We start from the raw sequence: 25,970 nt of genomic DNA on the forward strand, positions 1-25,970 counted from the left end.
CGGTGGGCGGGGCTGCGGCCTCGCCCACCGCTCGCGTTCACGCGGCTCAGCGCTCGTACTCGGCGAGGTAGCGCATCACCTTGTCGACGTGCGGTTTCACCCGCTCCGGTACGCCGCGCTCCTCGATGACCGTGCGGTCACTGGTGCGGTAGCCGGCCGCGACGAGCGCGGGAAGGTCCTTCTTCGGCAGACCCGCCTGCTTGAAGCGCTGGTCGAGCCAGCACACGTACAGGCTCATGGTGGAGATCGCGTCCGGTGGCGACATGTGGTCCTTGTCGCCGTCGCCGTCCCCGTCCACCGCCCAGGCGCGGAACACCGACGGCGTCCACATGGCGATGCCGTACTCCTCGCTTTGCGGGCGGGAGGCCTTCGGGTCGAAATTGCTCTCCGCCTTGATCAGCGCGGCGAGCAGGGCGGGTGTGATCTCCTCGTCGGTGCAGCGGTGGGCCGCGCGGGCGATGACGGGGCGCAGCGCCTCGGGTACGTCGGAGTCGTCGGGTATCTCACCGGCCGGCGGGTCGGGGGTTCCGGAGACGGTGTGGGTGTCGCGGTCGCGGTCGTCGTCCTGGGTGCCGCCGCCTCCCCCGAGCAGGGCCGCTCCGGCGACCGCGGCGGCGGCCAGAGCGACGAGCCCCGCCGCGACGGCGGGTGCCCGGCGTCTTCGGCGGCGGTGGGGACCGCCCGCGATGGCCTCGATCCGGGAGGCGACAGCGGCGGCCGTGTGCGGGAGGCGGGCGGCGTGGTCCGGGGCGAGGCAGTCGGCGATGAGCCGGCGCATCTCCTCGTCGAGGCCGGCGTCGAGCCGCAGGGGTGCGGTGCCGCGTGCGTAGGACTGGGCCGCGAGCGAGCGGGCGCGGGCCGTCGCGCCCGGGAAGGGGTGGAGTCCGCCGGTGAGGACCTGGTGGGCGAGGACGCCGAAGGCCCAGATGTCGGCGGTGGGCCGGACGACGGCGCCCTGGGTGCCGGTGCGCTGCGACCACCACTCGGGCGGCAGGTGGTCGAGGGTGCCGAGCGGCGGCAAGTGGGCGTGGGTGCCGTCGAGTTCGGCGGTCAGGCCGAAGTCCGCGAGCCACACCCGGCCGCCCGGGCCCAGCAGGACGTTGGCGGGTTTGAGGTCACCGTGCACCCAGCCGGCGTCGTGCATGTGGGCGAGTCCCGCGGCCACTCCGCGCAGGACGCGGAAGGCTTCCGCGATCGGCCCGCCGGTGTCCGCGGCGTCCAGGACGTCCCGCAGGCTGGCCTCGGCTCGGTCCATGACCAGCGCGATCGCGCCGTCCAGAGCGGGCAGTTCCGGTGCTTCGAGGGTGCGCACGGCATGGGTGCGGACGAGATGGGGGTGGTCGGCTTCCGCACTGAACCGGACCTCGCGCGCGACGAGTTCACCGAGTGCCGCACGCTGCCCGGGGCCGAGGGCACCGGTCGGGAGCACCTTCACCGCGACGGGCGTGCCGTCCGCGACCGTACGGGCCTCGTACACCGTTCCCCAGCCACCGGAACCGATGACCGCGCCCAGCTCCCAGCCGTCGATGCGGAAGCCCTCCGGGAGGCCGGCCGGGCGGGGCGCCTCCAGCTCGTCGTCCTCTTGCTCCGGCCTGGTCATGCGTCTGCCTCCAGCGGACCGGTGAGGCGGGCCGCGCCTCGGGGCGGCAGCAGACCGAGGTGCTCCTCGCGGACCAGGCCGAAGCGCAGGGCGACGGAGGCGAGCCGGGTGCGTTTGGCGCCGGTGCGGCCGCCCTCGGCCCCGGCCGTGACCTCCTCGCCGAGTTCCAGACGCAGTTTGGCGAAGGCGAGGTAGTCGATGTGGTAGTTGACGGCGGAGCGCGTCAGGTCCCGGCAGGACTCCAGTGGCCGCAGCCGCTCCACGATCTGGCCGACACCGGGCAGCGCCGAGTCGGAGGGGTCGCGCAGCCGGGGCTCGCACAGGGCCACCAGGACGAGGAAGTACTTCGACGTCGGGTCCAGGGCGAAGGGGTGGACGGTCTGTTCGCCGCCGCCCGGCACGGACTGCTCACCGAGGTAGGCGTGCTGGGGTGCGAACACCTTGAACGTGGCGGTGCCGGACAGGGCGGGCAGCACGACGCGGGAGAACTCGAACGGCACGGGCGCCCCGAGCCGCCCGGGCGCGACGGTGAGGTACTCGCCGGCCCCCTCCAGGTTCTCCACGACGTACGACACGCTGCGACTGAAGTTGGACAGCCGCCAGTAGTCCCCCGCGGCCTCCAGCTGCCCGGCGCGGCGGGAGATACCGGGGTCGGCCAGGACGATGCGCACCCCCGCCCCGCCGCGCCCGAAGTCCGCGATGTCCCCCGGCCCCAGGTGGATCAGCTCGGGACTGCCCGTCTCGTCCCCGCCCCCCTGGGCGGTGCCGGGCAACTGCACGATGATCGTTTCCACGCGGACTCCCCCGCTGATGTCGCCCCCCGATTTGGTCGCGAGGATTGTACGGGCGGTGTCCGCGTGCCGCGGAGGCGGCGGGGCCGCGTCAGCGGACGCTTTCCGGCCGTCGCGCGAGGAACACGAACTCCCGGCCCGGCCGGTCCGGTGCGTCACGTATGTCCTCCACCACATAGCCCTGCGCGGCGAGTTCCGCCTCGATCTCCCGCCGCTCGCGAAAGCGCGGCGTCGACTGCGACGTCAGCACCTGCCCGTCCGCGGCTAACACATGGGTCCAGCGGAACGTCACCAGCGGTCCGCTCACGTCGAGCAGGTCGACCCAGGACTCGACGGCGCCGAGACCCGCGATCTCTGTCACGCCGTACGTGGCCTCGCGGTTCCACCGCTCCCAGGCGGCGGGGGCCGGTATCCGCGTCTCGAACATCAAACGCCCGCCGGGTCGCAGCGCGGTCCGGATCCCCCGCAGGGTCCGGTCCGCTGCCAGTCCTCCGGGCCGGTGATCTCCTGGGCGACGTCGCCCGTCGTCGTCGCGAGGTCGGCGGCGAGCGGCGGCAGGGCCGTCGCGTCGCCGTGGATCCATCGCACCCCCTCGCCGCCCGGCCTGCCGCGTGCCACCTCCAGGGACGCCTCGGCGGGGTCGACGCCGACGACATCGATGCCGCGTTCGGCCGGCAGCAGGGCGAACACCCCTGTGCCGCAGCCGATGTCGAGGACCCGGCGCGCCCCGGTGTCCGCCGCCATGCGCAGATAGGGGTCGAGATCGCGACGGTCGGGGTCGAGCGGGTCGTACACCGCGGCGAGTCGCGGATGCCGGAAGCACTCGTCGGCCACGGCCCCGACGATACGAAGGGGCGACCGCGCACGGCCACCCGTGCCCGTTCAGCCGCCGAGGCAGATGACGAGCAGGCAGAGCTCCTTGGACTTCGGGTCGGAGGGGGACGTCTCGGGCGGAGTCGTCGCCGCGGGCGGGGGTGTCGAGGAAGAATCCGGCTGCTGTGCGTCCGAGCCGGACGCGGCGGCCGGGGGTGCTGTCGGTTCGGTGGCCGTGGAACCGGAAGAGCCGGACGACCCCGATGAGCCCGATGAGCCCGATGAACCGATGCTGCCGGTGGCCGCGCCGACGGTGTCCCTGACGGTCTTGCCGGGTGCGGTCGTCAGCGGGAGTTCGCGGGGTGCCGCGGCTGCGTCCGTCCGCGTGTCCGTCGGCGTGGTGCGGGGGTCGGCGGACCGGGACTGCTGGTGGCGTGAGGCGCGGTCGGTGTGCGACGGGGCGGTGGAGGCGGAACGCGGGGTGTCCTGCCGGCTCGACGTCGGTTCGGTGACCGTCGGCGCCTCTCCCAGGGCGCCGCCCATCGTGGTGTCCTCCGGCGTCGCGGACGCCTGCACGCCGGGCTTCGCGTTGCCGTTCATCGTCGCGACGGTCAGACCGCCTCCGACGAGCGCGACGGCCGTCGCCACCACGGCCCGCCGCTGGTTCTTCTTCCAGCGGGCCAGCTGGCGCCGCCGGGCCGCCCGCCCCGCCGGCCGGGCTTCGTACCCCTCGGCAACCTCGTCGCCCGAAGCGTCGGGGGCGTCGGAAAAGTCGAGGGCGGCCGCGGAGTCGTGGGCGGCGGCCGAGCCGGGGCCGTCCTGGGCGCGCGCGGGGGTCTGGTCCCACACGGTGCCGTCGTGCCAGGTGCCGAGGCCTGCCGGGTACTCCCGGGAAGCCGGTCCGTCCGGGTCCGTGGCGGGCCCGCGGTCCGGTCCGGGGCGGCTGCCGAGGACGGAGGGGGCGATGTCCGGGGCGTAGGCGCCGCACCCCGGGCAGACCAAGGCGCCGTTGAGGTGCCGACGGCACGACGAGCAGTAGTCCATGTGTGGTGTTCCCGATCTGGCTGTTCCGGCGGCTCGCCGGCCGCTGCCTGGTCACGTTCGCACGTGGGATCGAGCCGTAACGCTAACGAGACTTTGAAAGGGCGGTGTGCAGTCCGTGTGACATCCCTGCACAGATCCTCTGGATCTCGCGTGCGCCCCAAGTGACTCGTGAGTAAAAGAATCGCACCATGGGAAAGCTCGAGCCCCCTCCGTGACGGAGCCGGCCCCTCCGCTCGCACTGTCCCTCAACTCCCCGAAATTTTCCGGCAATCGGGGCACAACCCTTTGAACACCCGGTCGGTCACACCATGCAGGAGCAACCACCTCGAAGAGTTGCATGGGGGAAATATGCGATTCACCCGTTCCATCCTGGCTGCGTCCGCCGTCGCGGCGCTGTCCGTGGGATCCATGACCGCCCTGGCGTCGCCGGCCTCGGCCGCGCCCAACACCACTCCGCAGAAGGTCTGCGGCAGTGGCTACAAGACGGTCAACTCGGCGACCGTCGGCTCGTTGGGGACCGTCTACCTGACCTACAACGCCTCCAACGGCAAGAACTGCGTCACGACCATCCGCAACAACCCGGGCACGAAGGTGAGCATGTCCGCCTGGGTCTCCGTCCCGGACACCGAGCAGAGCGACTACGACGACGGCCTGTTCACGTCCTACGCCGGACCGACCTACGCCTACGGCAAGGGCCACTGCGTGGACTGGGGCGGCGGCATCGCCAACACGTACGTGCAGGTGTACGGCTCCAACTGCGGCTCCCTGAAGGAGCACCGGGTCACCTTCACCCGCTGACCCCCTCCGGCCGGGCTCCACGGGCGACCGTGGGGCCCGGCTTCTCCGTGCCCGCCTAGGCCCAGGCCGTCACGGGCAGGAAAGAGCTGTCCTGGCGGAACCCGTCCGATCCGTCGGAGCGGTCCACACGGAGCTCGTAGGCGTAGTGGCGCAGGTAGCGGCCCGGGTAGTTGTACGACTCGAAGCGCACGGAGCCCGAGGCCGTGCCGGCCCGCAGGACGAACGTGGCGTCCTTGGCGAAGGTGCTGGTGCCGTCGTTCGGGTCGAAGCGGGCGCGGAAGTCCCAGTGGCGCAGGTAGGCACCGCTCGCGTCCCGGAAGGAGCAGCCGCTGCCGTCGGCGAGGCCGGCGACGACCGTGAAGGTGGCCGCCTGCTTCTGCGTGGCGGTGCTGGAGGAGCCGACCACGGGCAGGTCGAGCAGCGAGGACCGCTGCTGCCAGTAGCGGTCCGGGTAGTTGACCGAGCGGAAGGAGCGTGTGCCGTTCCGGGCCAGGGCAGGGCCGCCGGTGACCGTCTCCTTGACCACCGTGAAGTGCCGTGCCCTACCGGAGATCGCGGGCAGGGCCGCCGGGGCCGACCAGGTGGCGAAGGTGTCGTAACTGTCGCTGTAGTAGTAGTTCCCGTCGCCGTAGCCGTCGAAGAACATCCGCCAGCCGCCGTTGTCGAGCCGGACCAGGGCCGGTCCCTCGCGGTAGCTGCCCCAGCCCGCCCAGTCACCCGTCCGGCGGATCGTGTACGGGCCCGCGAGGCTGGCGGCGGTGGCGTACTCGATGTACTTCGTCGTCTCGTTCTTCGGGAAGGCGTGATACGTCGAGCCGATCCTGACGATGAACGTGTCGATGTGGTTGGCGCCGATACCCGAGAGGGCGACCGGCGCGCTCCAAGCCGTGAGCGCCGAGTTCGTCGCCCTCAGCAGGTACGGCGTGAAGATCCACTCGTCGTTCGTGGTGGAGCAGGACACGATGACGCTCACGCTGCCGTCGCCGTCGACGAACCACTCCGGCGCCCAGGCGCGGGAAAGGCGCGCGACCGGCACGGTGTAGTCGTAGAGGAACGTCCAGTCGAGGCGGTCGGAGCTGCGGGCGAAGCCGATGGTCGTGCTGGGGTCCTGCCAGGTGTGTGTCGTGTAGGTGAGGTAGTAGAACCCGTCGGTGTGTCTGATGACGCTGGCGTCGCGGATCCGGTTCGCGGGCGGGGTGTACGCGGCGGAGCGCAGCAACCGGAAGTCGGTGGCGTCGTCCGACTGGTAGACGTCGACCGTGCCGTCGTCGCTGTCGAGGAACGGCACGATGGTGTAGCGGGTGGCCGAGCCGTTCGGGGGTGCGGCGGCCAGTGCGCTGCCGAGCAGCCCGGGTGATTCGCCGAGCAGGACCGCCGAGGCGGGCAGGGCGGTCAGGGCGCGCAGCAGTATACGGCGGGACGGGACTGCGGGGTGAGGGGTCACGGGCGGCTCTCCCTTGACTGGCGTTCGAGATATCGAACCCAGTTCGGCAACTCAGACGTGGGGGCTCAGAAGGTAGGGGTGGCCCGGCGGGTGGTCAATGGTTTGGACCGGAGCCGACGCACCCGGCGCGGCGGAAGCGGCCGGTGGGTGAACATCCACTCCCGCCGTCGGCATGACGCCACCGGCCGCCGGACGTTACCGTTCGGTAGAGGAGCAGCCTCCGGAGGTGTCCGTATGACGCTCGACCGTTGTGAAGGCCTGGTGGAATCCGCCCGTGCGCTGGCCGTGGGCGAGGTGACGGCGCGAGCGCTGGTCGAGCGGACCCTGGCCCGGATCGAGGCGACCCAGACAGGCCTGAACGCCTTCCGGATCGTCCGGGCCGAGGCCGCGCTCGCGGAGGCCGACGCCGCAGACCGCGAACTGGCCTCGAAGAGCTCGCACAAGCCACTGCTCGGGGTGCCGGTCGCGGTGAAGGACGACATGGACGTGGCCGGTGAGCCGACCGCGTTCGGCTGCTGCGGCGAGTTCCCACCGGTCGCCGAGGACGGTGAGGCGGTGCGCCGGCTGCGCGCCGCCGGAGCCGTGATCGTCGGCAAGACCAACACCTGCGAGTTCGGCCAGTGGCCGTTCACCGAGGGGCCCGCCTTCGGCGCGACCCGCAATCCCTGGAGCACGGACCACACGCCCGGCGGTTCCTCGGGCGGGTCGGCCGCCGCGGTCGCCGCCGGTCTGGTGCCCGCCGCGCTCGGCTCGGACGGTGCCGGCTCGGTGCGGATCCCGGCCGCCTGGACCCATCTGGTGGGGATCAAGCCGCAGCGCGGCCGCATCTCGACCTGGCCGCGCGGGGAGTCCTTCCAGGGCATCACCGTCAACGGCACCCTGGCCCGCACGGTCGCCGACGCGGCCCTGCTGCTCGACGCGGCGAGCGGCAACCACCCGCAGGACCCGCACCGGCCCCCGGCCCTGGAGGTGGCCCGGGCCGTCGGCCGCGACCCCGGACGGCTGCGCATCGCGCTCTCCCTCACACCGCCCTTCACCGCCGTGCCCGCCCGGCTCCTGCCCGAGGTCCGCACCCGGGTGGTCGAACTGGCCGAACGGCTCGCCGCGTTGGGGCACGTCGTCGAGGAGGCGGATCCGCCCTACGGGCAGATCGGGCTGACCTTCGTGCCGCGCGCCACGGCCGGCATCGCCGAGCGCGTGAGCGAGGCGCCCTTCCCTGCCTTGCTGGACCGGCGCACCCGGGGCGCGGCCCGGCTGGGCCGGCTGCTGGGCGGCGCCCCGCTGCGGGCGGCCCGGCGCGCGGAGAGCGTGCTGCACCGGCGTATCGGCGCCTTCTTCACCTCGTACGACGTCGTCCTCGCGCCCACGACCGCCGCTCCCCCGCCCCGGATCGGGGCCCTGCTGGAACTCAGCGGGTTCGCCACCGACCGGGCGATGATCGCCGCGTGCCCGTACGCCTGGCCGTGGAACGTGCTGGGGTGGCCGGGCGTCAACGTGCCCGCCGGCTTCACGCCGGACGGGCTGCCGGTCGGTGCGCAGCTGCTGGGCCCGGCGAACAGCGAGCCGCTGCTGGTGCAGGTGGCCGCGCAGTTGGAGGCGGAGCTGCGCTGGGCCGAGAAGTGGCCGTCGCCGCCGCTCCCGGAGCGTTCCGCCGCCGCCTGAGCGACCGTACGCTGAGGTCATGGCGGACGCGTCGATGGTCGGGCTCATGGGGCGGGTCACCGGGACGATCGGTCCCGGGCTGGTCGGCGAGGTGATCGTCAGGGTGCGCGGCGGCGCCGAGCACTTCCTCGCCCACCCGGCCATTGCGACGGACCGCATCGAGACGGGGACGGTCGTGATGGTGGTCGAGTACCTGGCCCCCAGGACCGTCTACGTCACGGCGGCGTACGACAGTTGAGCCCGACGCGACGCAGGTGAGAGCCGTACGCGTCAAGCTTGTGCCAAGGATGCGCCGGTGGCTGTACCCGGGCTCCGCCGAGGAGCACACTCCCCTTCGTTCGGTGCCGAGAGGGCACCATGCCAAGGGGGCGAATGCCGATGGTCGTCGGCGTCGTTGCGGGGGTGGCGGTTGCCGCCGTCCTCGTTCTGATCGGTCTGTTCAAGCTCATGTGGCGGGTCGCCGAACCCAACGAGGCACTGATCATCTCGGGGTCCAAGCACCGTACGGAGGGCATCGAGGAGGGCCTGGGGTTCCGCATCGTCACCGGCCGCGGCACGCTCGTGCTGCCCGGGGTGCAGGCGGTGCGCAAGCTCTCGCTCGACCTGAACGAGACCGAGTTGCAGGTGGACTGCGTGACCCACCAGGGCATCCCGCTGAAGGTGCGGGGCGTGGTCATCTTCAAGGTGGGCGACGACTTCGTGTCGATCGCGAACGCGGCCCGCCGGTTCCTCGACCAGCAGAAGCTGATGTCGGAACGGGTGCATAACGTGTTCGCCGGTCATCTTCGGTCCATCGTGGGCGGGTTGACGGTCGAGGACATGATCCGCGACCGGGAGAAGCTCACCGGGCAGACGCGTGCCGCGTGCGGCACCGAGATGGAGAAGCTGGGCCTGATCGTGGACTCGCTGCAGATCCACGAGATCGAGGACCCGACGGGGTACATCCAGAACCTCGCCATGCCGCACGCGGCGGCCGTACAGCGCGACGCGCGCATCGCGCAGGCGGAGGCGAACCGGCTGGCCACCGAGGCCGAGCAGCAGTCGTTCGCCCGGATGGCGGAGGCGACCCGGGACAGCGAGATCCTCCAGGCCGGTTATCAGGCCGAGCGGGACAAGGCGGCCGCCAAGGCCCGGCAGGCGGGACCGCTCGCGGAGGCCGGCGCCCGGCAGGAGGTCGTCGTCCAGGAGACGCGGGTGGCGGAGCTGGAGGCGCACCGGCGCGAGCAACAACTCCAGGCGGACGTCCGCAAACCCGCCGACGCGGCTGCCTACGAGACGCGCACTCGGGCCGAGGCCGACCGCGACGCGCGCATCTCCTCGGCCCAGGCGCAGGCGAAGGAGACGGAACTGGCGGCCGCCGCCGAGGCCACCCGGGTCAAGACGGCCGCAGGCGCCGACGCGGAGGCCACCAAGGCGCGCGGCGAGGCGGCGGCGCAGGCGACCCGGGCCACCGGTGAGGCGGAGGCCGCGGCGTCCCGGGCCAGGGGTCTGGCCGAGGCCGAGGCGGCCAAGGCCAAGGGCCTCGCGGAGGCGGAGGCCATCAAGGCCCGGGCCACCGCCCTGGCGGAGAACCAGGAGGCCGTCGTCGCCCAGCAACTCGCCGAGAACTGGCCGGAGATCGTGAAGGCGGGCGCGTCCGCGTTCGGCAACGTCGACAACATGGTGCTGCTGAACGGCGCCGACGGTATGGCGGACCTGTTCGCCAAGGCGCTCACCATGGGCGGCACCGGGCTGGGCCTGGCCCGTCAGCTGCTCGCGTCGATGGACCGGGGCGGGCAGGCGCCACAGGACGCCTCCGCCCTCAACGGGCACGCCCAGAAGGTGCCGATGGACGGCAAGTGACCCGGACGCCGTACTCGCGGGGGCAGCCTCTAAGGTGCCCCCGTGAGCACGTTTGCCGACGAGAACGTTCCCGGCCGTCACGGCCCCTCCGCCACCGTCCAGGCCGACCCGCGCGAGGTGGGCCGGGTCCGCACGGAGTACTCCCCCGCCCACGACGGCGACCCGGACCCCGGGGAGATCGTCTGGACGTGGGTCCCCTACGAGGAGAACGACGGGCGCGGCAAGGACCGCCCGGTGCTGGTGGTGGCCCGCGAACCGGGCGGCACGTTCCTCGCCGTGCGGTTGTCCAGCAAGCGGCACGACGGCGACCGGGAGTGGGTGCCGATCGGCAGCGGGCCGTGGGACCGTACGGGCCGGGACTCGTGGGTCGACGTGGACCGGGTGCTGCGCCTGCACGAGGACGGCATGCGCCGGGAGGCGTGCGCCCTGGACCGCATGCGCTTCAACCTGGTCAGACGCCGCCTGCAGGAGCGCTACGGCTGGAGCTGAAGGTCGTCTCGAAGGCGCCGAGCACCGTACGGTCCCGCGTCCGGTCCAGGATCCCGAACACCACGTGCTCGAAGCTCTGTGCGAACCGGCCGCCGGATCCCAGCAGGGCCCGGAAGGCCTCCGCCACCTGCGCGGGGTCGTTGCGGAACACCCCGCAGCCCCAGGCACCCAGGACGAGCCTGGGGTAGCCGTGGGCGGCGGCCGTCTCCAGCACGCGTTCCGCCCGGGCCGCGAGCACCCGCGGCAGCTCGTGGGCGCGTTCGGGCGCCGTGCGGAGCACCACGCCCGCGTTGGGCGCGGGCGAGGTCAGGAAACCGGCGGTGTACGGCTCGGCCAGCAGGCCGCCCCGGTCGTCGCGGAAGACGGGCACGGCCGGTGAGTGGATGACGCGGTCGGTGTAGAACGGGTCGCGGTGGGCCCGGTGGTGGTCGTAGAAGGCGCGGGCCTGAAGGAGGCAGGTGTACAGCGCGGAGGCCCGGCACAGGGCCTCCTCCTGGGCCTGGGCACCGTTCAGGTAGCCGCCGCCGGGGTTCCGGGCGGAGGCGAAGTTCAGCACGGCCGCACGGCCGCCCAGCCGGCGGGCCGCCTCCAGGCTGCTCTCGCCCGTGACCTCGATCAGCGTCGTCCGCCCGCCCGTCACCCGATCGGCGGGTACCGGCACCGGTTCCGGTCCGTGCACACGGGTCCCTCCCCGCGCCGCCCGCAACTCCTCGGCGATCGAGATGTCACGACCGTCCGGCGCGCGGTAGGACCCGGCCGCGACGATCTGCTCGGTCTCCCGCGCGACACCGCGCAGACGCGCGCTCACGGCGTGACCCCCGTGCACGCCGTGAGCGCGCCCCGCGCGGTTCGTCTTGTCGTGCTCACGCAGGCATCGTGCGTGATGCCCGATCCCGGCCGCAACGGGGTTTTCGCTGTGGGAGAACGCCGGGGAAAGTCCCTGGAAACGCCGGGCCGCGAGGCATGACCGCCCGGGAACGCCCCGCTTCGCCCCCTTGTGCGGAGCGGCATGAAGGTCTTGGGTGAGACGGTGATCCCGGCCCGGGCCGCCGAAGAGCCCGGACCGGTGGCATGGTGGAATCTCAGGAGGATCCCGACATGTCCGATTCGGTAAGTGGCTGTACCCGGCCACGCACGTCGTTGTCCGAAGCCGAGGTCGAGGCTCTCGTCCGCGGCATCTGTTTCAAGACCGGCCCGCCGCGCCGCCTCGGTGTCGAGGTGGAATGGCTCGTCCACGAGCTGCGCGCACCGCAGCTCCCTGTCACACCCGAACGGCTCGAAGCCGCCTACGCCGCACTGCGTACCGTTCCCCTGAAGTCGGCACTCACGGTGGAACCCGGCGGCCAGCTGGAGCTGAGCTCGCTCCCCGCCGCCTCGCTGACGGACGTCATCGCCGACGTCTCCGCCGACCTCGACGCCGTTCGCGCGGTGCTGCGCGAGGACGGCCTCGCCCTCGTCGGCCTCGGCCAGGATCCCTGGCACGAACCCCGCCGGTTCCTGCGCGAACCGCGCTACGACGCCATGGAGGCGTGTCTGGACCGCGCGGGCCCCGCCGGCCGCGCCATGATGTGCGCCTCCGCCTCGGTGCAGGTGTGCCTGGACGCCGGCCACGAGGAACCCGGTCCGCTCGGTCTGGTGCGGCGCTGGTGGCTGGCCCACCATCTGGGCGCCGTCCTGGTGGCCGCGTTCGCCAACTCCCCGCTCGCCGCCAACCGGCCGACCGGCTGGCTGTCCACCCGGCAGCTGACGTGGACCCGGATCGGCGCCGGCCGGGCGGGCGGACCGCGGCTGGACACCGACCCGCGCGGCGCCTGGGCCCAGCACGTGCTGGACTCCCCCGTGATGTGCGTACGGCGGGACGGCGGGCCCTGGGACGTCCCCGAGGGGCTCACCTTCCGGGACTGGATCCGCACCGGCGCGCCCCGGCCGCCCACCCGGGAGGATCTCGACTACCACGTCACGACGCTGTTCCCGCCGGTCAGGCCGCGCGGCCATCTCGAACTGCGCATGATCGACGCGCAGCCCGGGGACGACGGCTGGATCGTGCCGCTGGCCGTGACGGCGGCGCTGTTCGACGACCCGGAGGCCGCCGAGACCGCCTACCGGGCTGTGAAGCCGCTGACCGAGCGGACCCTGGGGCTGCCCGCGCCGCACAACCCGCTGTGGCTCGACGCGGCCCGCGGCGGTCTGGCCGACGCGGAACTGCGCGAGGTGGCCGTCACGTGCTTCACGACCGCGCTGGACGCCCTGCCCCGGCTCGGCGCCGGCCCCGAGGTCGTCGAGGCCGTCACGGCCTTTCTGGACCGCTACGTCGTCCTGGGCCGCTGCCCCGCCGACGACCTGCTCGACCGACAGCGCGGCGCGGACGGTCGCGCCCACGGGAAGGACTCGCGCCCATGACCGACACCGAATCCGCTGTCGACGCCCAGGCCGCCGACCCCGAGGTGCTCCGTGAGCGGGCGGTCGCCTCCCTCGTCGTCGCCCGCGACCGCACCACCCTGCTGACGAGCTGTGTGGAGGATCCCGATCTGACCGCGCAGCACTCGCCGCTGATGTCGCCGCTGGTGTGGGACCTCGCGCACATCGGCAACCAGGAGGAGCAGTGGCTGCTGCGGGCCGTCGCCGGGCACGAGGCGATACGCCCCGAGATCGACGGCCTCTACGACGCCTTCGAGCACCCCCGCGCCGAGCGGCCGAAGCTGCCCCTGCTCTCACCGGCCGAGGCCCGCACCTACGCGGCCGACGTGCGGGGCCGGGCACTGGACGTGCTGGAGAAGGCCGCGTTCCACGGGACGCGGCTGACGGAGGCCGGGTTCGCCTTCGGGATGATCGCGCAGCACGAACAGCAGCACGACGAGACCATGTTGATCACCCATCAGCTCCGCACCGGCCCCCCGGCCCTGACGGCACCCGACCCGGATCCGGCGCCGCTGTTCACCGGCCCGTCCGAAGTCCTCGTGCCCGGCGGCCCGTTCACGATGGGAACCTCCGGTGAGCCGTGGGCCCTGGACAACGAGCGCCCCGCGCACCGGCGCGAGGTGGCACCCTTCCACATCGACACCACCCCGGTGACCAACGGCGCCTTCCAGGCGTTCATCGAGGACGGCGGCTACGACAACCGGCGGTGGTGGTCGGCCGACGGCTGGGCGCACATCCGCGAGTACGGGATCCACGCGCCACTGTTCTGGCGGCGCGAAGGGAAGCAGTTCCTCAGGCGCCGGTTCGGTGTCACCGAGGTCGTACCGGCCGACGAGCCGGTGGTGCACGTGTCCTGGTACGAGGCCGACGCCTACGCCCGCTGGGCCGGACGCCGGCTGCCCACCGAGGCCGAGTGGGAGAAGGCCGCCCGGCACGACCCGGCCGCCGACCGCACGATGCGCTACCCCTGGGGCGACGCCGACCCGCGGCCCGAGCACGCCAACCTCGGCCAGCGGCACCTGCGTCCGGCGCCCGCCGGGAGCTACCCGGCGGGTGAGTCGCCGCTCGGCGTGCGGCAGCTGATCGGCGACGTGTGGGAGTGGACGGCGAGCGACTTCCTGCCGTACCCGGGATTCAGGCCGTTCCCGTACAAGGAGTACTCGGAGGTCTTCTTCGGGCCCGAGTACAAGGTGCTGCGCGGCGGTTCGTTCGCCGTGGACGCGGTGGCCTGCCGGGGCACCTTCCGCAACTGGGACTACCCGATCCGGCGGCAGATCTTCTCCGGGTTCCGCACGGCCCGGTCGGAGGACGTCTGATGTGCCGTCATGTGGCGTACGTGGGACCACCGGAGGGGCTGGGCCGGCTCCTGGTGGAGCCCCCGCACGGGCTGTACCGGCAGTCGTGGGCGCCCCGGCGCCAGAAGTACGGCACCGTCAACGCCGACGGTTTCGGCGTGGGCTGGTACGCCGAGGGCGACCCGGTGCCGGCCCGCTACCGCCGGGCGGGGCCGGTCTGGGCGGACCTCTCCTTCGCCGATCTCGCCCGGGTCGTACGGTCCACGGGGCTGCTCGCCGCGGTGCGGGACGCGACGCTGTCGGGCGCGGACGCGGAGGCCGCGGCGGCCCCGTTCGCCGCGGGGACCTGGCTGTTCAGCCACAACGGGGCGGTGAAGGGCTGGCCCGGCTCGCTGGCCGCCGTCTCCCGGACGCTGCCGCACGAGGACCTGCTGTCCCTGGAGGCCCGCAACGACTCGGCGCTCGTGTGGGCGCTGGTGCTGGCCCGGCTGCGCGGCGGCGACGAGGAGGGCCAGGCGATGGCGGACACGGTCCTGGAGGTCGCCGCCGCGGCCCCCGGTTCCCGGCTCAACCTCCTCCTCACCAACGGCGGCACGATCACCGCGACCGCCTGGGGCGACACCCTCTGGTACCTCACCCGGCCCGGCGGCGGCACCGTCGTGGCCTCCGAGCCCTACGACGACGATCCGCACTGGCAGGAGGTCCCCGACCGCACCCTGCTCGTGGCGAGCCGCACCGACGTGCTGCTCACGCCGCTGAAGGAGCCGGCCGACGCCGCCGTGCCCGCACCCGCGAAGGAGCCCCGTACGTGAGCCCGTTCCGTCTCACCCGCACCCTGCCCGAGGACGCCACGGACGCCGCACTGCGCGCCGATGTCCACCGTGGTCTGACCGGCCGCCCCAAGTCGCTCCCGCCGAAGTGGTTCTACGACGCCCACGGCAGCGACCTGTTCGAGAAGATCACGGAACTCCCGGAGTACTACCCCACGCGCGCGGAACGGGAGATCCTCCTCGCGCGCTCCGGCGACATCGCCGCGGCCACCAGGGCGCGCACCCTCGTCGAGCTGGGCTCCGGCTCCTCGGAGAAGACCCGGCATCTGCTCGACGCCCTCACGGACCTGCACACCTACGTGCCGGTCGACGTCAGCGAGAGTGCCCTCGCCCAGGCCGGCCAGGCGCTCGCCGCCGAACGGCCGGGCCTGGACGTTCACGCGCTGATCGCCGACTTCACCGCGGAACTGACCCTGCCGGACACGCCGGGGCCCCGGCTGGTGGCGTTCCTCGGCGGCACGGTCGGCAATCTGCTGCCCGCCGAACGCGCCGCGTTCCTGTCGTCCGTACGCGCCCTGCTCACCCCCGGCGATGCCCTGCTGCTGGGCACGGACCTGGTCAAGGACGAGGAGGTGCTGGTCCGGGCGTACGACGACGGAGCCGGGGTGACGGCCGCGTTCAACAAGAACGTCCTGTCCGTGATCAACCGCGAGCTGGGCGGCGACTTCGAGCCCGCCGCGTTCGACCACGTGGCGTTGTGGGACGCCGGGCACGAGTGGATCGAGATGCGGCTGCGCTCGCGCAGGGCACAGACGGTGAAGGTGCCGGCGCTCGACCTCGCCGTCGACTTCGCGGCCGGTGAGGAGATGCGGACCGAGGTGTCGGCGAAGTTCCGGCAGGAGGGCGTGCGCGCCGAACTGTCGGCGGCGGACCTGGACCTGACGCACTGGTGGACGGACGGCCCGGGCCGGTTCGCGCTGTCGCTGAGCGTGGCGCGCTGACCCCGTGAAGCCCGGGCGGCGGCGACGGCGGGAGACGACGTCTCGCGCATCGCCGCCGCCTGGGGCACGGTGGAATGACGCGTGACACTCCCGTCACTGGCACGTCAGGGAAGAGGAGCAGCGGATGTCGAACCACACCTACCGGGTCACGGAGATCGTCGGCACCTCACCGGACGGCGTCGACCAGGCCATCCGCAACGGCATCGACCGGGCCTCGCAGACGCTGCGCAACCTGGACTGGTTCGAGGTGACGCAGGTGCGCGGCCAGCTCGAGGACGGGCGGATCGCGCACTGGCAGGTGGGGCTGAAGGTGGGCTTCCGGCTGGACGAGTCCGAGTAGTTCAGGGGCCCGGGCTCTGCCCGGCGGGCACGCTCAGGTGCGCCCTTCGCGCTCCTGAGCCGCCTTCATCTCGGCGGACCGGGTCACCCAGTCGGCCCGGACGACGGTGAAGCCCGCGCGCCGGGCGTCGGCGCAGACCAGTTCGTCGTCGTCGACGAGGACGCGGACCTCGCGGGTGCGGGCCAGCCGCCGCAGGATCTCCAGCTTGGTGAACCGGGCGGGCCGCCTGTCGGCGTCCCGCCGCATGTACACGCGCCCCTCGGGCAGTCCCTGGGCGGCGAGCCAGTCGAGCGTGTCGCGCCGGCAGCGCTCGGGCCGCCCCGTGAGGTAGAGGATCTCGCACTCCCGCGCGTGCTCCCGGACCAGCGCGATGCCCTCCGGGACGGGCGGATCCTGCGGCGCCGCCGCGAAGAAACCGTCCCAGTCCTTCGGCCTGCGCTCCAGGAACCCCTGCCGGTGCGAGGCGTCGGAGAGGGTGTTGTCCAGGTCGAACACGGCCAGCGGGGTCTCGCTGCGGTCGTCGCTCACGCCGCCCAGCCTAAGGGGTTCCTTCACCAGGCCCACCCGGGTCGCGGCCGGGACCCGAACGCGCATTGTTAATGGGATCCATTTTCATGTAGCGTCTCGGTGCCCGACCACCGAGGAGGAATCCCATGGCTGTCCCCAAGCGGAAGATGTCCCGCAGCAACACCCGTCACCGCCGCGCCCAGTGGAAGGCGGCCACACCCACCCTGGTCCCGGTCACCGTGGACGGCGTCCGGCACCTGGTACCCCAGAACCTCGTCAAGGCCTACGAGCGTGGCCTGCTACGCCCCGACGGCTGAGCACTCCGCCCCGGCCCAGAAGTGCGCCCGGACCCGGCGCAGCCAGGCCTCGACCGGCGCCTCGTCGGGCTCGTCCGGCAGTGCCGAGGGGCCCTCGTCGAAGGCCGCCTCGTGGTGCCGGAGCAGGGGCAGGGCGGCCGCGGGGTCGGCGGCGACGCGCTCGCCGAAGGCGTGGTACTCCTCCGGGTCCTCGACGCGGATCGTCAACCGCCCGGTGGTGTACAGCTCCAGGCCCTGCGCGCACAGCCGCTTGAGATGCCGGGCGTGCTTGGACGTGCGCTTGCGGGTGTCGGCGGAGAACGAACCGTCACCGCGCGTCTCCAGCCGCCGGAACTGCTGGGTGGCGTACCCGAGATAGGCGTCCCGGACGCGCTTGGCGCTCAGGAACGCCGAACGGATGCCGATGAGTTCCTCGCCGAGCGGGGTGCGCACCTCGTACAGGTCGTCCGGGAGCCACACCAGCTCCATCGCGGTCGGGTTGCCGCCCAGGGCCAGCCGGCACCACTTGGCGGCCTCGTGCAGCGTCCGGTCCGGGGCCGTACTGACGTGGGACTCCTTCGGCCGGCGCAGACCGTGCAGCTCCTCGGTCGGCGCGGCGAACAGGCCGAGGCGGTCGATGTCCGAGCCCGGGCGGGCCAGGCCGTAGGCGGTCGATCCGACGACACCGCAGAGCAGGACGTTGGGGACGGTCATGGTCGGCCGCCTTTCGCTACGAGGTACCGGAACATTGTCCTGGCGTGCCCGGACGCGGTCACCCGGTTTTCCGGTGACGGTCCGCGCGGTCCGGCGGAATACCGGCGGGGCCACCCGGCGTAGAACCCGGTATGGATCCCGTGCGCCTGTCCGTCCTCGACCGCTCCCGCACCCGCGAGGGGCACACCCACCCCGAGGCGCTGCGCGACACCGTGCGACTGGCGCGGGAGCTGGAGCGGCTCGGTTACCACCGCTTCTGGGTCTCCGAGCACCACGGCGTGCCGGGGGTCGCCGGTTCCGCTCCGACGGTGCTGGCCGCGGCCGTCGCGGGCGCGACCCGGACGATCCGGGTCGGCACCGGCGGGGTGATGCTGCCCAACCACCGGCCGCTGGTCGTGGCCGAGCAGTTCGGCGTGCTGGAGTCGCTGTTCCCCGGACGGATCGACATGGGCCTCGGCCGCTCCGTCGGCTTCACGGACGGGGTACGGCGGGCCCTGGGCCGTGACAAGGGCGACGCCGACGACTTCGAGGCCCAGCTCGCGGAGCTGCTCGGCTGGTTCCGGGGCACCTCCCCCACCGGGGTCCACGCCCGTCCCGCCGAGGGCCTGAGTGTGCCGCCGTTCGTCCTGGCCATGGGCGAGGGTGCCGGCATCGCCGCCCGGGCGGGCCTGCCGATGGTCATCGGGGACCTCAGGAACCGGGACAGGATGCGGCGCGGCATCGACCACTACCGTGACCACTTCCGCCCCTCCGTCTGGGCCGCCGAGCCCTACGTCGTCGTCTCGGGCACGATCGCCGTGGCCGGCACGCCCGAGGAGGCCCGGCGGCTGCTGATCCCCGAGGCCTGGTCCATGGCGCACTCCCGCACTCACGGCACCTTCCCGCCGCTGCCGCCCGCCGAGCTCGTGGAGACGCGCTCGATGACCGCCAAGGAGCGCGGTTTCTACGAGTCCGGCCTGACCGGCCACATCACCGGCACCGAGGCGCAGGTGGCGCACGAGCTGGAGACGCTGCTGAAGGAGACGGGCGCCCAGGAGGTCCTCGTCACGACCAGCACCTACGACCGTGAAGCCCTGCTGGACTCCTACCGGCGGCTGGCCGCGATCACCTCGGTCGGAGCCGGTTAGAGTCGTCTCCCATGCACGACCGCGACCCCCATGACCCGTACGTCCGTGTCCGCGGAGCCCGTGAGCACAACCTCCGGGGCGTCGATGTCGACATCCCCCGGGACGTGCTGGCCGTGTTCACCGGCGTGTCCGGCTCGGGAAAGTCGTCGCTGGCGTTCGGCACGATCTACGCGGAGGCGCAGCGGCGTTACTTCGAGTCGGTGGCGCCGTACGCGCGCCGGCTGATCCACCAGGTCGGCGCGCCGAAGGTCGGGGAGATCACGGGTCTGCCCCCGGCGGTCTCGCTCCAGCAGCGCCGGGCGGCGCCCACCTCCCGCTCCTCCGTCGGCACCGTCACCAATCTCTCGAACTCCCTGCGGATGCTGTTCTCCCGGGCCGGCACCTACCCGCCCGGCGCCGAGCGGCGACGCCTTCTCGCCGAACACGGCGGTGGGGGCCTGCCCGCAGTGCCACGGGCTCGGGCGGGTGCACCGCACGAGCGAGGAGCTGCTGGTCCCCGACCCGTCGCTGTCGGTCCGCGACGGGGCGATCGCCGCGTGGCCGGGCGCCTGGCAGGGCAAGAACCTTCGGGACATTCTCGACGCGCTGGGCCACGACGTGGACCGGCCGTGGCGGGAGCTGCCGGCGGACGAGCGGGAGTGGATCCTGTTCACGGAGGAGCAGCCGGTCGTCACGGTGCACCCCGTGCGGGACGCCGACCGCATCCAGCGGCCGTACCAGGGCACGTACATGAGCGCCCACCGGTACGTGATGAAGACGTTCTCGGACTCCAAGAGCCCGACCCTGCGGGCGAAGGCCGAGCGGTACCTCACCAGTGCGCCCTGCCCGGCGTGCGGCGGCAGCCGGCTGCGTCCCGAGGCCCTGGCGGTGACGTTCGGCGGGCGGACCATCGCCGAGCTGGCGGCACTGCCGCTGGTCGAGCTGGCCGAGAGTCTCGAAGGGACCTCGGAGGCCGCCCGGGTGCTCACCGACGACCTGCGCTCCCGTATCGCGCCGGTCCTGGAGCTGGGGCTCGGCTACCTCAGTCTCAACCGGCCCACCCCCACCCTCTCCGCGGGCGAACTGCAGCGCCTGCGCCTGGCCACCCAGCTGCGCTCCGGCCTGTTCGGGGTCGTCTACGTCCTCGACGAACCGTCGGCCGGACTGCACCCGGCGGACACCGAGGCGCTGCTCACGGTGCTGGCGCGGCTGAAGGCGTCCGGGAACTCGGTGTTCGTGGTGGAACACCACCTGGACGTGGTGCGCGCCGCCGACTGGCTGGTCGACGTGGGTCCGGACGCGGGTGAGCACGGCGGGCGCGTGCTGCACAGCGGCCCGGTGGCCGGGCTGGCGGGCGTCGAGGAGTCGGCGACCGCCCGTTACCTGTCCGGCCGCTCCCCCGCCCCGGCCCGCGAGGTGCGCGAGGCGACCGGGTGGCTGACGACCGGCCCGATCAGCCGCCACAACCTGCGCGGCGTGACGGCACAGTTCCCGCTCGGCGTGTTCACCGCGGTCACGGGCGTGTCCGGCTCGGGCAAGTCCACGCTCATCGGCGAGATCACGGAGGACTCGGCGGGCGTGGGCCGGCTGGTGTCGGTCGACCAGAAGCCGATCGGCCGCACCCCGCGTTCCAACCTCGCCACCTACACCGGCCTCTTCGACGTCGTACGCAAGGTGTTCGCGGCCACCGAGGGGGCGCGCGAACGCGGTTTCGGCGTCGGGCGGTTCTCGTTCAACGTGGCGGGCGGGCGCTGTGAGACCTGCCAGGGCGAAGGATTCGTCAGCGTCGAGCTGCTCTTCCTGCCGAGCACGTACGCGCCCTGCCCGGACTGCGGCGGGGCGCGCTACCACCCGGAGACGCTGGCGGTGACGTACCGGGGGCGGAACATCGCGCAGGTGCTGGATCTGACGGTGGAGAGCGCGGCGGAGTTCTTCGCGGACACCCCGGCCGTGGCCCGCAGCCTCGGCACCCTGCTCGACGTCGGCCTGGGATACCTCCGCCTGGGCCAGCCGGCGACCGAGCTCTCCGGCGGCGAGGCCCAGCGCATCAAGCTGGCGAGCGAACTGCAGCGCGGCCGGCGCGGCCACACGCTGTACCTCCTCGACGAGCCCACGACCGGGCTGCACCCGGCGGACGTGGATGTCCTGATGCGCCAGTTGCACGGCCTCGTCGACACCGGGCACACGGTGGTCGTCGTCGAGCACGACATGTCGGTCGTCGCGGGCGCGGACTGGGTGATCGATCTCGGGCCGGGCGGCGGTGACGAAGGGGGCCGGATCGTGGCGGCGGGCCCGCCCGCGGAGGTCGCCCGCTCGGCGGACAGCCGGACGGCACCGTATCTGGCCCGTGCGCTGTCCGGGGGCGGCTGAGGTGCGGCGGCGCGCACCCACGCCGGGGGCCCGCCGAGATCCGGCGGCGCGCACCACCCATGTCGCCGGCATGGGTGCCTTTACGCCACCAGCACCGTGTGCGTCCAGGCCGGCGCGGCCGTCTCCTGCGGCTGTGCCGCTCGGGCGAGCGTGCGGCGGTCGGGGCTGCTGCCCGGCACGAGGGCCTCGCGTACCTCGACCTCCGCGATGAGGCCGCGTGCGGTCGTCACCCGCCACAAGGAGGCCAGCAGGGTGTCATCGCCGACGTACGCGGGGGCCGTGGCGGTGGCCCCGCCGTCACCCAGCCGATAGCCGAGGCGCACCGGCTGGACCGGCACGCCCGCGTCCAGGGCCGCCTGGAAGACGGCCCGGCGGAAGGTTCCCTGGGCCCGGCCGCACCAAGTGCTGCCCTCGGGGAAGGCCGCGACCGCGGTGCCCTCGCGCAGGACCGCGGCGATCCGGGCGACGGTGTCCGGGAGGGCCCGCAGCCGGTCGCGGTCGATGAACAGTGTTCCGCCGCGCGCGGCGAGCGCACCGGCGACGGGCCAGTGCCGCACCTCCGTCTTGGCCAGCATCCGGGCGGGGCGTACGGCGGCGAGCAGCGGGATGTCCAGCCAGGAGATGTGGTTGGCGACCAGCAGCAGTCCCCCGGTGGGGGCGGCGGCGCCGGAGATCCGGACCCGGACGCCGGCGGCCCGTACGATCCACCGGCACCAGCGCCGGACCAGCGACGCGGGTATCCGGGCGCCGAAGGGGGTCAGCGCGATCCCCGCGATCAGGAGCAGCACCACCGCGCCGAGCCGCAGTACGGCACGCGGTACGTCCCGCGCCCGCACGGGCGCCGGTGCCTGGACACAGGCCCCGGGCGTGCAGGGCGCGGTGGGCAGCCAGGCGCTCATCAGGCCGGTACGAGGGAGAGGAAGTGGCGCAGGTAGCGCGCGTTGACGCGGCTCATCGGCAGCAGCACGTACAGGTCGGCGACGCCGAAGTCCGGGTCGTGGGCCGGTTCGCCGCACACCCAGGCGCCGAGACGCAGGTATCCCCGGAGCAGGGCGGGCAGTTCGACCCGGGTCGCGGGCACGGCGCCCGGCGTCCACGGCAGCAGCGGCCGGACCCGGAACTCCTCCGGGGAGAGGTGCCGGGCGCTCACCCGGTCCCAGGTGGCGGACGCGAGGGCGCCGCCGTCCGTGAGCGGAACGGAGCAGCAGCCGGCCAGCCACTCGTGACCGCGGTCGGCCATGTAGCGGGCGATGCCGGCCCAGATGAGGCTGATGACGGCGCCGTCACGGTGGTCGGGGTGCACGCAGGAGCGGCCGACCTCGACGAGCTGCGGCCGGATCCCGTCGAGCGCGCTCAGGTCGAACTCGCCCTCGGAGTACAGCCGCCCGGCCACCGCCGCGCGCTCCGGCGGCAGCAGCCGGTAGGTACCCACGACCTGGCCGGTCGTCTCCTCCCGTACGAGCAGGTGGTCGCAGTACGCGTCGAAGGCGTCGGCGTCGAGACCCGGCTGCGGGCCGGCCAGCAGGGCGCCCAGCTCCCCGGCGAAGACGTCGTGCCGCAGCCGCTGGGCGGCCCGCACGTCCTCCTCGTTCCGGGCGAGGGCGACGGTGTAGCGGGTGGGTGCCGCGGGCTGCGCGGGGCGGTCGACGGTCAGTACGCCGGTCATGGCTCTCTCCTGGTCACGGGCCGGAGCGGTGAGGCGGGGCGCTGAGCGGTGTCGTGCGGGGCCTTCGCCTCTGTTCTCCCGAGACCGCCTGACCGTCGCGTGTCATGTGCAGAGAGAGCGGGTGTGAGGTTGTTGAACGGCTCGCGCCTGTCGTGCGGCACAACGCGAGACGGGGCCGGGATGAGCACCACTCCCGGCCCCGCCCGTCCGCACCTTCCGGCGAACGTTCACTGCAACTCACGTGGGCACGGGGAACGGCGCGACCGGCCACACCCCACCGCGGCCGCCCGACGACCGTCCCCGCAAGGCGCTACCGCTTCACCTTCCGCGCCGCCCGGAGCCACTCCTTGTTCATGCTCGTGATGGACATCAACGGGATGCCCTTCGGACAGGCGGTGGCGCACTCACCCGCGAGCGTGCACCCTCCGAACCCCTCCTCGTCCATCTGCTCCACCATGTCCAGCACCCGCGTCTCCCGCTCGGGCGCCCCTTGCGGCAGCACGTTCAGATGGTTGATCTTGGCGGACGTGAACAGCATCGCCGCCCCGTTGGGACAGGCCGCCACACACGCTCCGCAGCCGATGCACTCGGCGTGCTCGAAGGCGAGGTCGGCGTCCGGCTTCGGCACCGGCGTGGCGTGCGCCTCGGGGGCCGCCCCGGTCGGCGCGGTGATGTACCCGCCGGCCTGGATGATCCGGTCGAACGCCGACCGGTCCACGACCAGGTCCTTGATCACCGGGAACGCCGACGCCCGCCACGGCTCCACGTCGATCGTGTCGCCGTCGTCGAACGAGCGCATGTGCAACTGACAGGTGGTGGTCCGCTCGGGCCCGTGCGCGTCGCCGTTGATCACGAGCGAACACGCACCGCAGATCCCCTCACGGCAGTCGTGGTCGAAGGCGACGGGGTCCTCGCCCTTGACGATGAGCTCCTCGTTGAGCGTGTCGAGCATCTCCAGGAACGACATGTCGGGCGAGATGCCGTCCACCTCGTACGTGGACATCGTGCCGTCGGCGTCGGCGTTCTTCTGCCGCCAGACGCGCAGGGTGAGCTTCATGCGTAGCTCCGCTGGGTGGGGTGGACGTACTCGAAGACCAGGTCTTCGCGATGCAGGACGGGGGCCTCGCCGGTGCCGGTGAACTCCCAGGCGGCGGCGTAGGCGAACTCCTCGTCCTTGCGGGCGGCCTCGCCGTCGGGCGTCTGGGACTCCTCGCGGAAGTGGCCGCCGCAGGACTCCTCGCGGTGCAGCGCGTCGAGGCACATCAGCTCGGCGAGCTCCAGGTAGTCGACGACGCGGTTGGCCTTCTCCAGCGACTGGTTGAACTCCTCACCGGTACCGGGCACCTTGATGCGCCGCCAGAACTCCTCGCGGATCTGCGGAATGCGCTCCAGCGCCTTGCGCAGCCCCGAGTCGGTGCGGGCCATGCCGCAGAACTCCCACATGAGTTCGCCGACTTCGCGGTGGAAGGAGTCGGGGGTGCGGTCGCCGTCCACCGACAGCAGCAGGTTGAGCCGGTCCTGGGTCTCGGCCAGCACCTCCTGGACGACCGGGTGTTCGTCGGTCACCGCCTCGTGGTGCGGGTGGCGAGCGAGGTAGTCGTTGATGGTGGAGGGGAGGACGAAGTAGCCGTCGGCGAGTCCCTGCATCAGCGCGGAGGCGCCGAGCCGGTTGGCGCCGTGGTCGGAGAAGTTGGCCTCGCCGATCGCGAACAGGCCGGGGACGGTGGTCTGGAGGTCGTAGTCGACCCACAGGCCGCCCATCGTGTAGTGCACGGCGGGGTAGATCCGCATCGGCACCTCGTACGGATCCTCGTCGGTGATCCGCTGGTACATGTCGAAGAGGTTGCCGTACTTGGCCTCGACGGCCGTGCGCCCCATTCGCGCGATGGCGTCGGCGAAGTCCAGGTACACGCCCTGGCCGCCGGGGCCCACTCCCCTGCCCTCGTCGCAGACGTTCTTCGCGGCGCGGGAGGCGATGTCGCGCGGGACGAGGTTGCCGAAGGAGGGGTAGATGCGTTCCAGGTAGTAGTCGCGCTCGTCCTCGGGGATCTCGTTCGGGGGCCGCCGGTCGCCCTTCGCCTTCGGCACCCAGATGCGCCCGTCGTTGCGCAGCGACTCGCTCATCAGCGTGAGCTTGGACTGGTGGTCGCCGGTGCGCGGGATGCAGGTGGGGTGGATCTGGGTGAAGCACGGGTTGGCGAAGTACGCGCCGCGCCGGTGGGCCCGCCAGATCGCGGTGGCGTTGGAGTTCATGGCGTTCGTCGACAGGTAGAAGACGTTGCCGTAGCCGCCGGAGGCGAGCACGACGGCGTCCGCGAAGTACGTGTCGATCTTCCCCGTGACCAGGTCACGGGCCACGATCCCGCGCGCCCGTCCGTCGACGACGATCAGGTCGAGCATCTCGGTGCGCGGGTGCATCTCGACGTTCCCGGCGGCGATCTGCCGGCTGAGCGCCTGGTAGGCGCCGAGGAGGAGCTGCTGACCCGTCTGGCCCCGGGCGTAGAAGGTGCGCGACACCTGCACGCCGCCGAACGAGCGGGTGTCGAGCAGCCCGCCGTACTCGCGGGCGAAGGGCACGCCCTGGGCGACGCACTGGTCGATGATCTCGACGGAGATCTGCGCGAGCCGGTGGACGTTGGACTCGCGGGCCCGGAAGTCGCCGCCCTTGACGGTGTCGTAGAACAGCCGGTGGACGGAGTCGCCGTCGTTGCGGTAGTTCTTCGCGGCGTTGATGCCGCCCTGCGCGGCGATGGAGTGGGCGCGGCGCGGCGAGTCCTGGTAGCAGAACTGGACGACGTGGTAGCCCTGTTCGGCGAGGGTGGCCCCGGCGGAGCCGCCGGCCAGGCCGGTGCCCACGACGATCACCGTGTGCTTGCGCCGGTTGGCGGGGTTGACCAGCTTGGCCTCGAAGCGGCGTGTGTCCCACCGCTCGTGGACCGGGCCGGAGGGTGCCTTGGAGTCGACGACCGGCTCGCCGGTCACGTAGTCCGCGTAAGAGGTCATG

Annotated in this window: 23 protein-coding genes and 2 pseudogenes; 13 read left to right on the forward strand and 12 right to left on the reverse strand. The window is 72.8% G+C overall.

Annotated features, from left to right (window positions below; translation table 11 throughout):
* Positions 1-46: 46 nt before the first annotated feature.
* The 4 genes and pseudogenes from ADK65_RS27925 to ADK65_RS27940 form a co-directional block, all read right to left on the reverse strand.
* Positions 47-1,600 (reverse strand): serine/threonine-protein kinase, encoded by a 1,554-nt coding sequence (locus tag ADK65_RS27925; protein WP_053673720.1) that lies wholly within the window; start codon positions 1,598-1,600, stop codon positions 47-49.
* Positions 1,597-2,394: a hypothetical protein gene (locus ADK65_RS27930; protein ID WP_053673721.1), complete on the reverse strand. Its 798-nt coding sequence runs from the start codon at positions 2,392-2,394 to the stop codon at positions 1,597-1,599. The genes ADK65_RS27925 and ADK65_RS27930 overlap by 4 nt, the downstream gene beginning before the upstream one ends.
* 88 nt (positions 2,395-2,482) lie before the next feature.
* Positions 2,483-3,225: pseudogene (locus tag ADK65_RS27935) on the reverse strand (class I SAM-dependent methyltransferase).
* Between the two features lie 48 nt (positions 3,226-3,273).
* Positions 3,274-4,248: an SCO2400 family protein gene (locus ADK65_RS27940; RefSeq protein WP_053673722.1), complete on the reverse strand. Its 975-nt coding sequence runs from the start codon at positions 4,246-4,248 to the stop codon at positions 3,274-3,276.
* Positions 4,249-4,596: 348 nt separating this feature from the next.
* Here ADK65_RS27940 and ADK65_RS27945 point away from each other — a divergent pair, with 348 nt between their 5' ends.
* Positions 4,597-5,046 carry a hypothetical protein gene (locus ADK65_RS27945; protein ID WP_053673723.1) on the forward strand — a complete coding sequence of 150 codons (450 nt, stop codon included), beginning with the start codon at positions 4,597-4,599 and terminating at the stop codon, positions 5,044-5,046.
* A gap of 55 nt (positions 5,047-5,101) precedes the next feature.
* Here ADK65_RS27945 and ADK65_RS27950 read toward each other — a convergent pair whose 3' ends face one another.
* Complete coding sequence (locus ADK65_RS27950; RefSeq protein ID WP_053673724.1) at positions 5,102-6,490, reverse strand: glycoside hydrolase family 43 protein; 1,389 nt, start codon at positions 6,488-6,490, stop codon at positions 5,102-5,104.
* 234 nt (positions 6,491-6,724) lie between these two features.
* Here ADK65_RS27950 and ADK65_RS27955 point away from each other — a divergent pair, with 234 nt between their 5' ends.
* From ADK65_RS27955 to ADK65_RS27970, 4 genes are all read left to right on the forward strand, one after another.
* Entirely contained in the window at positions 6,725-8,152 is a 1,428-nt protein-coding gene (locus tag ADK65_RS27955) for an amidase (RefSeq protein WP_053673725.1), read from the forward strand.
* A gap of 19 nt (positions 8,153-8,171) precedes the next feature.
* Positions 8,172-8,390: a hypothetical protein gene (locus tag ADK65_RS27960; RefSeq protein WP_234352977.1), complete on the forward strand. Its 219-nt coding sequence runs from the start codon at positions 8,172-8,174 to the stop codon at positions 8,388-8,390.
* 134 nt (positions 8,391-8,524) lie between these two features.
* Positions 8,525-9,994: a flotillin family protein gene (locus ADK65_RS27965; protein WP_053673726.1), complete on the forward strand. Its 1,470-nt coding sequence runs from the start codon at positions 8,525-8,527 to the stop codon at positions 9,992-9,994.
* Positions 9,995-10,036: 42 nt separating this feature from the next.
* Positions 10,037-10,483 (forward strand): type II toxin-antitoxin system PemK/MazF family toxin, encoded by a 447-nt coding sequence (locus tag ADK65_RS27970; RefSeq protein ID WP_053673727.1) that lies wholly within the window; start codon positions 10,037-10,039, stop codon positions 10,481-10,483.
* Here ADK65_RS27970 and ADK65_RS27975 read toward each other — a convergent pair.
* Positions 10,446-11,291 carry a TIGR02452 family protein gene (locus tag ADK65_RS27975; protein WP_053673783.1) on the reverse strand — a complete coding sequence of 282 codons (846 nt, stop codon included), beginning with the start codon at positions 11,289-11,291 and terminating at the stop codon, positions 10,446-10,448. The two genes, ADK65_RS27970 and ADK65_RS27975, sit on opposite strands and share 38 nt — an antisense overlap.
* Before the next feature lie 290 nt (positions 11,292-11,581).
* Between ADK65_RS27975 and egtA the strand changes: the two genes are divergently transcribed.
* From egtA to ADK65_RS28000, 5 genes are all read left to right on the forward strand, one after another.
* Positions 11,582-12,883 carry an ergothioneine biosynthesis glutamate--cysteine ligase EgtA gene (gene egtA / locus ADK65_RS27980; protein WP_053673728.1) on the forward strand — a complete coding sequence of 434 codons (1,302 nt, stop codon included), beginning with the start codon at positions 11,582-11,584 and terminating at the stop codon, positions 12,881-12,883.
* Positions 12,880-14,217: an ergothioneine biosynthesis protein EgtB gene (gene egtB, locus ADK65_RS27985; RefSeq protein ID WP_053673729.1), complete on the forward strand. Its 1,338-nt coding sequence runs from the start codon at positions 12,880-12,882 to the stop codon at positions 14,215-14,217. The genes egtA and egtB overlap by 4 nt, the downstream gene beginning before the upstream one ends.
* Positions 14,217-15,008: an ergothioneine biosynthesis protein EgtC gene (gene egtC / locus ADK65_RS27990; protein WP_053673730.1), complete on the forward strand. Its 792-nt coding sequence runs from the start codon at positions 14,217-14,219 to the stop codon at positions 15,006-15,008. The genes egtB and egtC overlap by 1 nt, the downstream gene beginning before the upstream one ends.
* Positions 15,005-15,967, forward strand: coding sequence for an L-histidine N(alpha)-methyltransferase (gene egtD / locus ADK65_RS27995; protein WP_053673731.1), 963 nt, complete (start codon positions 15,005-15,007; stop codon positions 15,965-15,967). The genes egtC and egtD overlap by 4 nt, the downstream gene beginning before the upstream one ends.
* A 124-nt stretch (positions 15,968-16,091) precedes the next feature.
* Entirely contained in the window at positions 16,092-16,307 is a 216-nt protein-coding gene (locus tag ADK65_RS28000; RefSeq protein WP_053673732.1) for a dodecin, read from the forward strand.
* Positions 16,308-16,340: 33 nt separating this feature from the next.
* Here ADK65_RS28000 and ADK65_RS28005 read toward each other — a convergent pair whose 3' ends face one another.
* Positions 16,341-16,835, reverse strand: coding sequence for a nucleotidase (locus ADK65_RS28005; RefSeq protein WP_053673733.1), 495 nt, complete (start codon positions 16,833-16,835; stop codon positions 16,341-16,343).
* 125 nt (positions 16,836-16,960) lie between these two features.
* Between ADK65_RS28005 and rpmF the strand changes: the two genes are divergently transcribed.
* On the forward strand, positions 16,961-17,131 hold the full coding sequence (gene rpmF / locus ADK65_RS28010) for a 50S ribosomal protein L32 (protein WP_053673734.1): 171 nt from the start codon (positions 16,961-16,963) through the stop codon (positions 17,129-17,131).
* Here the strand turns inward: rpmF and ADK65_RS28015 are convergent.
* Complete coding sequence (locus ADK65_RS28015) at positions 17,114-17,824, reverse strand: DNA polymerase beta superfamily protein (protein ID WP_053673735.1); 711 nt, start codon at positions 17,822-17,824, stop codon at positions 17,114-17,116. The genes rpmF and ADK65_RS28015 overlap by 18 nt on opposite strands.
* Positions 17,825-17,955: 131 nt before the next feature.
* On the opposite strand from ADK65_RS28015, the gene ADK65_RS28020 reads away from it, so the two are divergent.
* Positions 17,956-18,951, forward strand: coding sequence for an LLM class flavin-dependent oxidoreductase (locus ADK65_RS28020; RefSeq protein WP_053673736.1), 996 nt, complete (start codon positions 17,956-17,958; stop codon positions 18,949-18,951).
* Between the two features lie 11 nt (positions 18,952-18,962).
* Positions 18,963-21,300, forward strand: a pseudogene (locus ADK65_RS28025) (ATP-binding cassette domain-containing protein).
* 80 nt (positions 21,301-21,380) lie between these two features.
* Here the strand turns inward: ADK65_RS28025 and ADK65_RS28030 are convergent.
* The 4 genes from ADK65_RS28030 to ADK65_RS28045 form a co-directional block, all read right to left on the reverse strand.
* Complete coding sequence (locus ADK65_RS28030) at positions 21,381-22,199, reverse strand: lysophospholipid acyltransferase family protein (protein ID WP_053673737.1); 819 nt, start codon at positions 22,197-22,199, stop codon at positions 21,381-21,383.
* Complete coding sequence (locus tag ADK65_RS28035) at positions 22,199-22,966, reverse strand: GNAT family N-acetyltransferase (RefSeq protein WP_053673738.1); 768 nt, start codon at positions 22,964-22,966, stop codon at positions 22,199-22,201. Before ADK65_RS28035 ends, ADK65_RS28030 begins: the two co-directional genes overlap by 1 nt.
* Positions 22,967-23,276: 310 nt before the next feature.
* A complete protein-coding gene (locus ADK65_RS28040) occupies positions 23,277-24,023 on the reverse strand; it encodes a succinate dehydrogenase/fumarate reductase iron-sulfur subunit (protein WP_053673739.1) in 747 nt (248 codons plus the stop codon).
* Positions 24,020-25,969, reverse strand: coding sequence for a fumarate reductase/succinate dehydrogenase flavoprotein subunit (locus tag ADK65_RS28045; protein ID WP_053673740.1), 1,950 nt, complete (start codon positions 25,967-25,969; stop codon positions 24,020-24,022). Before ADK65_RS28045 ends, ADK65_RS28040 begins: the two co-directional genes overlap by 4 nt.
* Position 25,970: the final 1 nt, after the last annotated feature.

This window comes from Streptomyces sp. NRRL B-1140 (assembly GCF_001280065.1).
Taxonomy (GTDB): Bacteria; Actinomycetota; Actinomycetes; order Streptomycetales; family Streptomycetaceae; genus Streptomyces.

Coding starts and splice junctions, on each gene's coding strand:
- ADK65_RS28040 (WP_053673739.1), bottom strand. CDS start 24,023: ATGAAGCTCACCCTGCGCGTCTGGCGGCAGAAGAACGCCGACGCCGAC.
- ADK65_RS27955 (WP_053673725.1), top strand. CDS start 6,725: ATGACGCTCGACCGTTGTGAAGGCCTGGTGGAATCCGCCCGTGCGCTG.
- ADK65_RS28030 (WP_053673737.1), bottom strand. CDS start 22,199: ATGAGCGCCTGGCTGCCCACCGCGCCCTGCACGCCCGGGGCCTGTGTC.
- ADK65_RS28045 (WP_053673740.1), bottom strand. CDS start 25,969: ATGACCTCTTACGCGGACTACGTGACCGGCGAGCCGGTCGTCGACTCC.
- egtC (WP_053673730.1), top strand. CDS start 14,217: ATGTGCCGTCATGTGGCGTACGTGGGACCACCGGAGGGGCTGGGCCGG.
- rpmF (WP_053673734.1), top strand. CDS start 16,961: ATGGCTGTCCCCAAGCGGAAGATGTCCCGCAGCAACACCCGTCACCGC.
- ADK65_RS27945 (WP_053673723.1), top strand. CDS start 4,597: ATGCGATTCACCCGTTCCATCCTGGCTGCGTCCGCCGTCGCGGCGCTG.
- ADK65_RS28000 (WP_053673732.1), top strand. CDS start 16,092: ATGTCGAACCACACCTACCGGGTCACGGAGATCGTCGGCACCTCACCG.
- ADK65_RS27960 (WP_234352977.1), top strand. CDS start 8,172: ATGGCGGACGCGTCGATGGTCGGGCTCATGGGGCGGGTCACCGGGACG.
- ADK65_RS27925 (WP_053673720.1), bottom strand. CDS start 1,600: ATGACCAGGCCGGAGCAAGAGGACGACGAGCTGGAGGCGCCCCGCCCG.
- ADK65_RS27940 (WP_053673722.1), bottom strand. CDS start 4,248: ATGGACTACTGCTCGTCGTGCCGTCGGCACCTCAACGGCGCCTTGGTC.
- egtA (WP_053673728.1), top strand. CDS start 11,582: ATGTCCGATTCGGTAAGTGGCTGTACCCGGCCACGCACGTCGTTGTCC.
- ADK65_RS28020 (WP_053673736.1), top strand. CDS start 17,956: ATGGATCCCGTGCGCCTGTCCGTCCTCGACCGCTCCCGCACCCGCGAG.
- ADK65_RS28035 (WP_053673738.1), bottom strand. CDS start 22,966: ATGACCGGCGTACTGACCGTCGACCGCCCCGCGCAGCCCGCGGCACCC.
- ADK65_RS27965 (WP_053673726.1), top strand. CDS start 8,525: ATGCCGATGGTCGTCGGCGTCGTTGCGGGGGTGGCGGTTGCCGCCGTC.
- ADK65_RS28015 (WP_053673735.1), bottom strand. CDS start 17,824: ATGACCGTCCCCAACGTCCTGCTCTGCGGTGTCGTCGGATCGACCGCC.
- egtB (WP_053673729.1), top strand. CDS start 12,880: ATGACCGACACCGAATCCGCTGTCGACGCCCAGGCCGCCGACCCCGAG.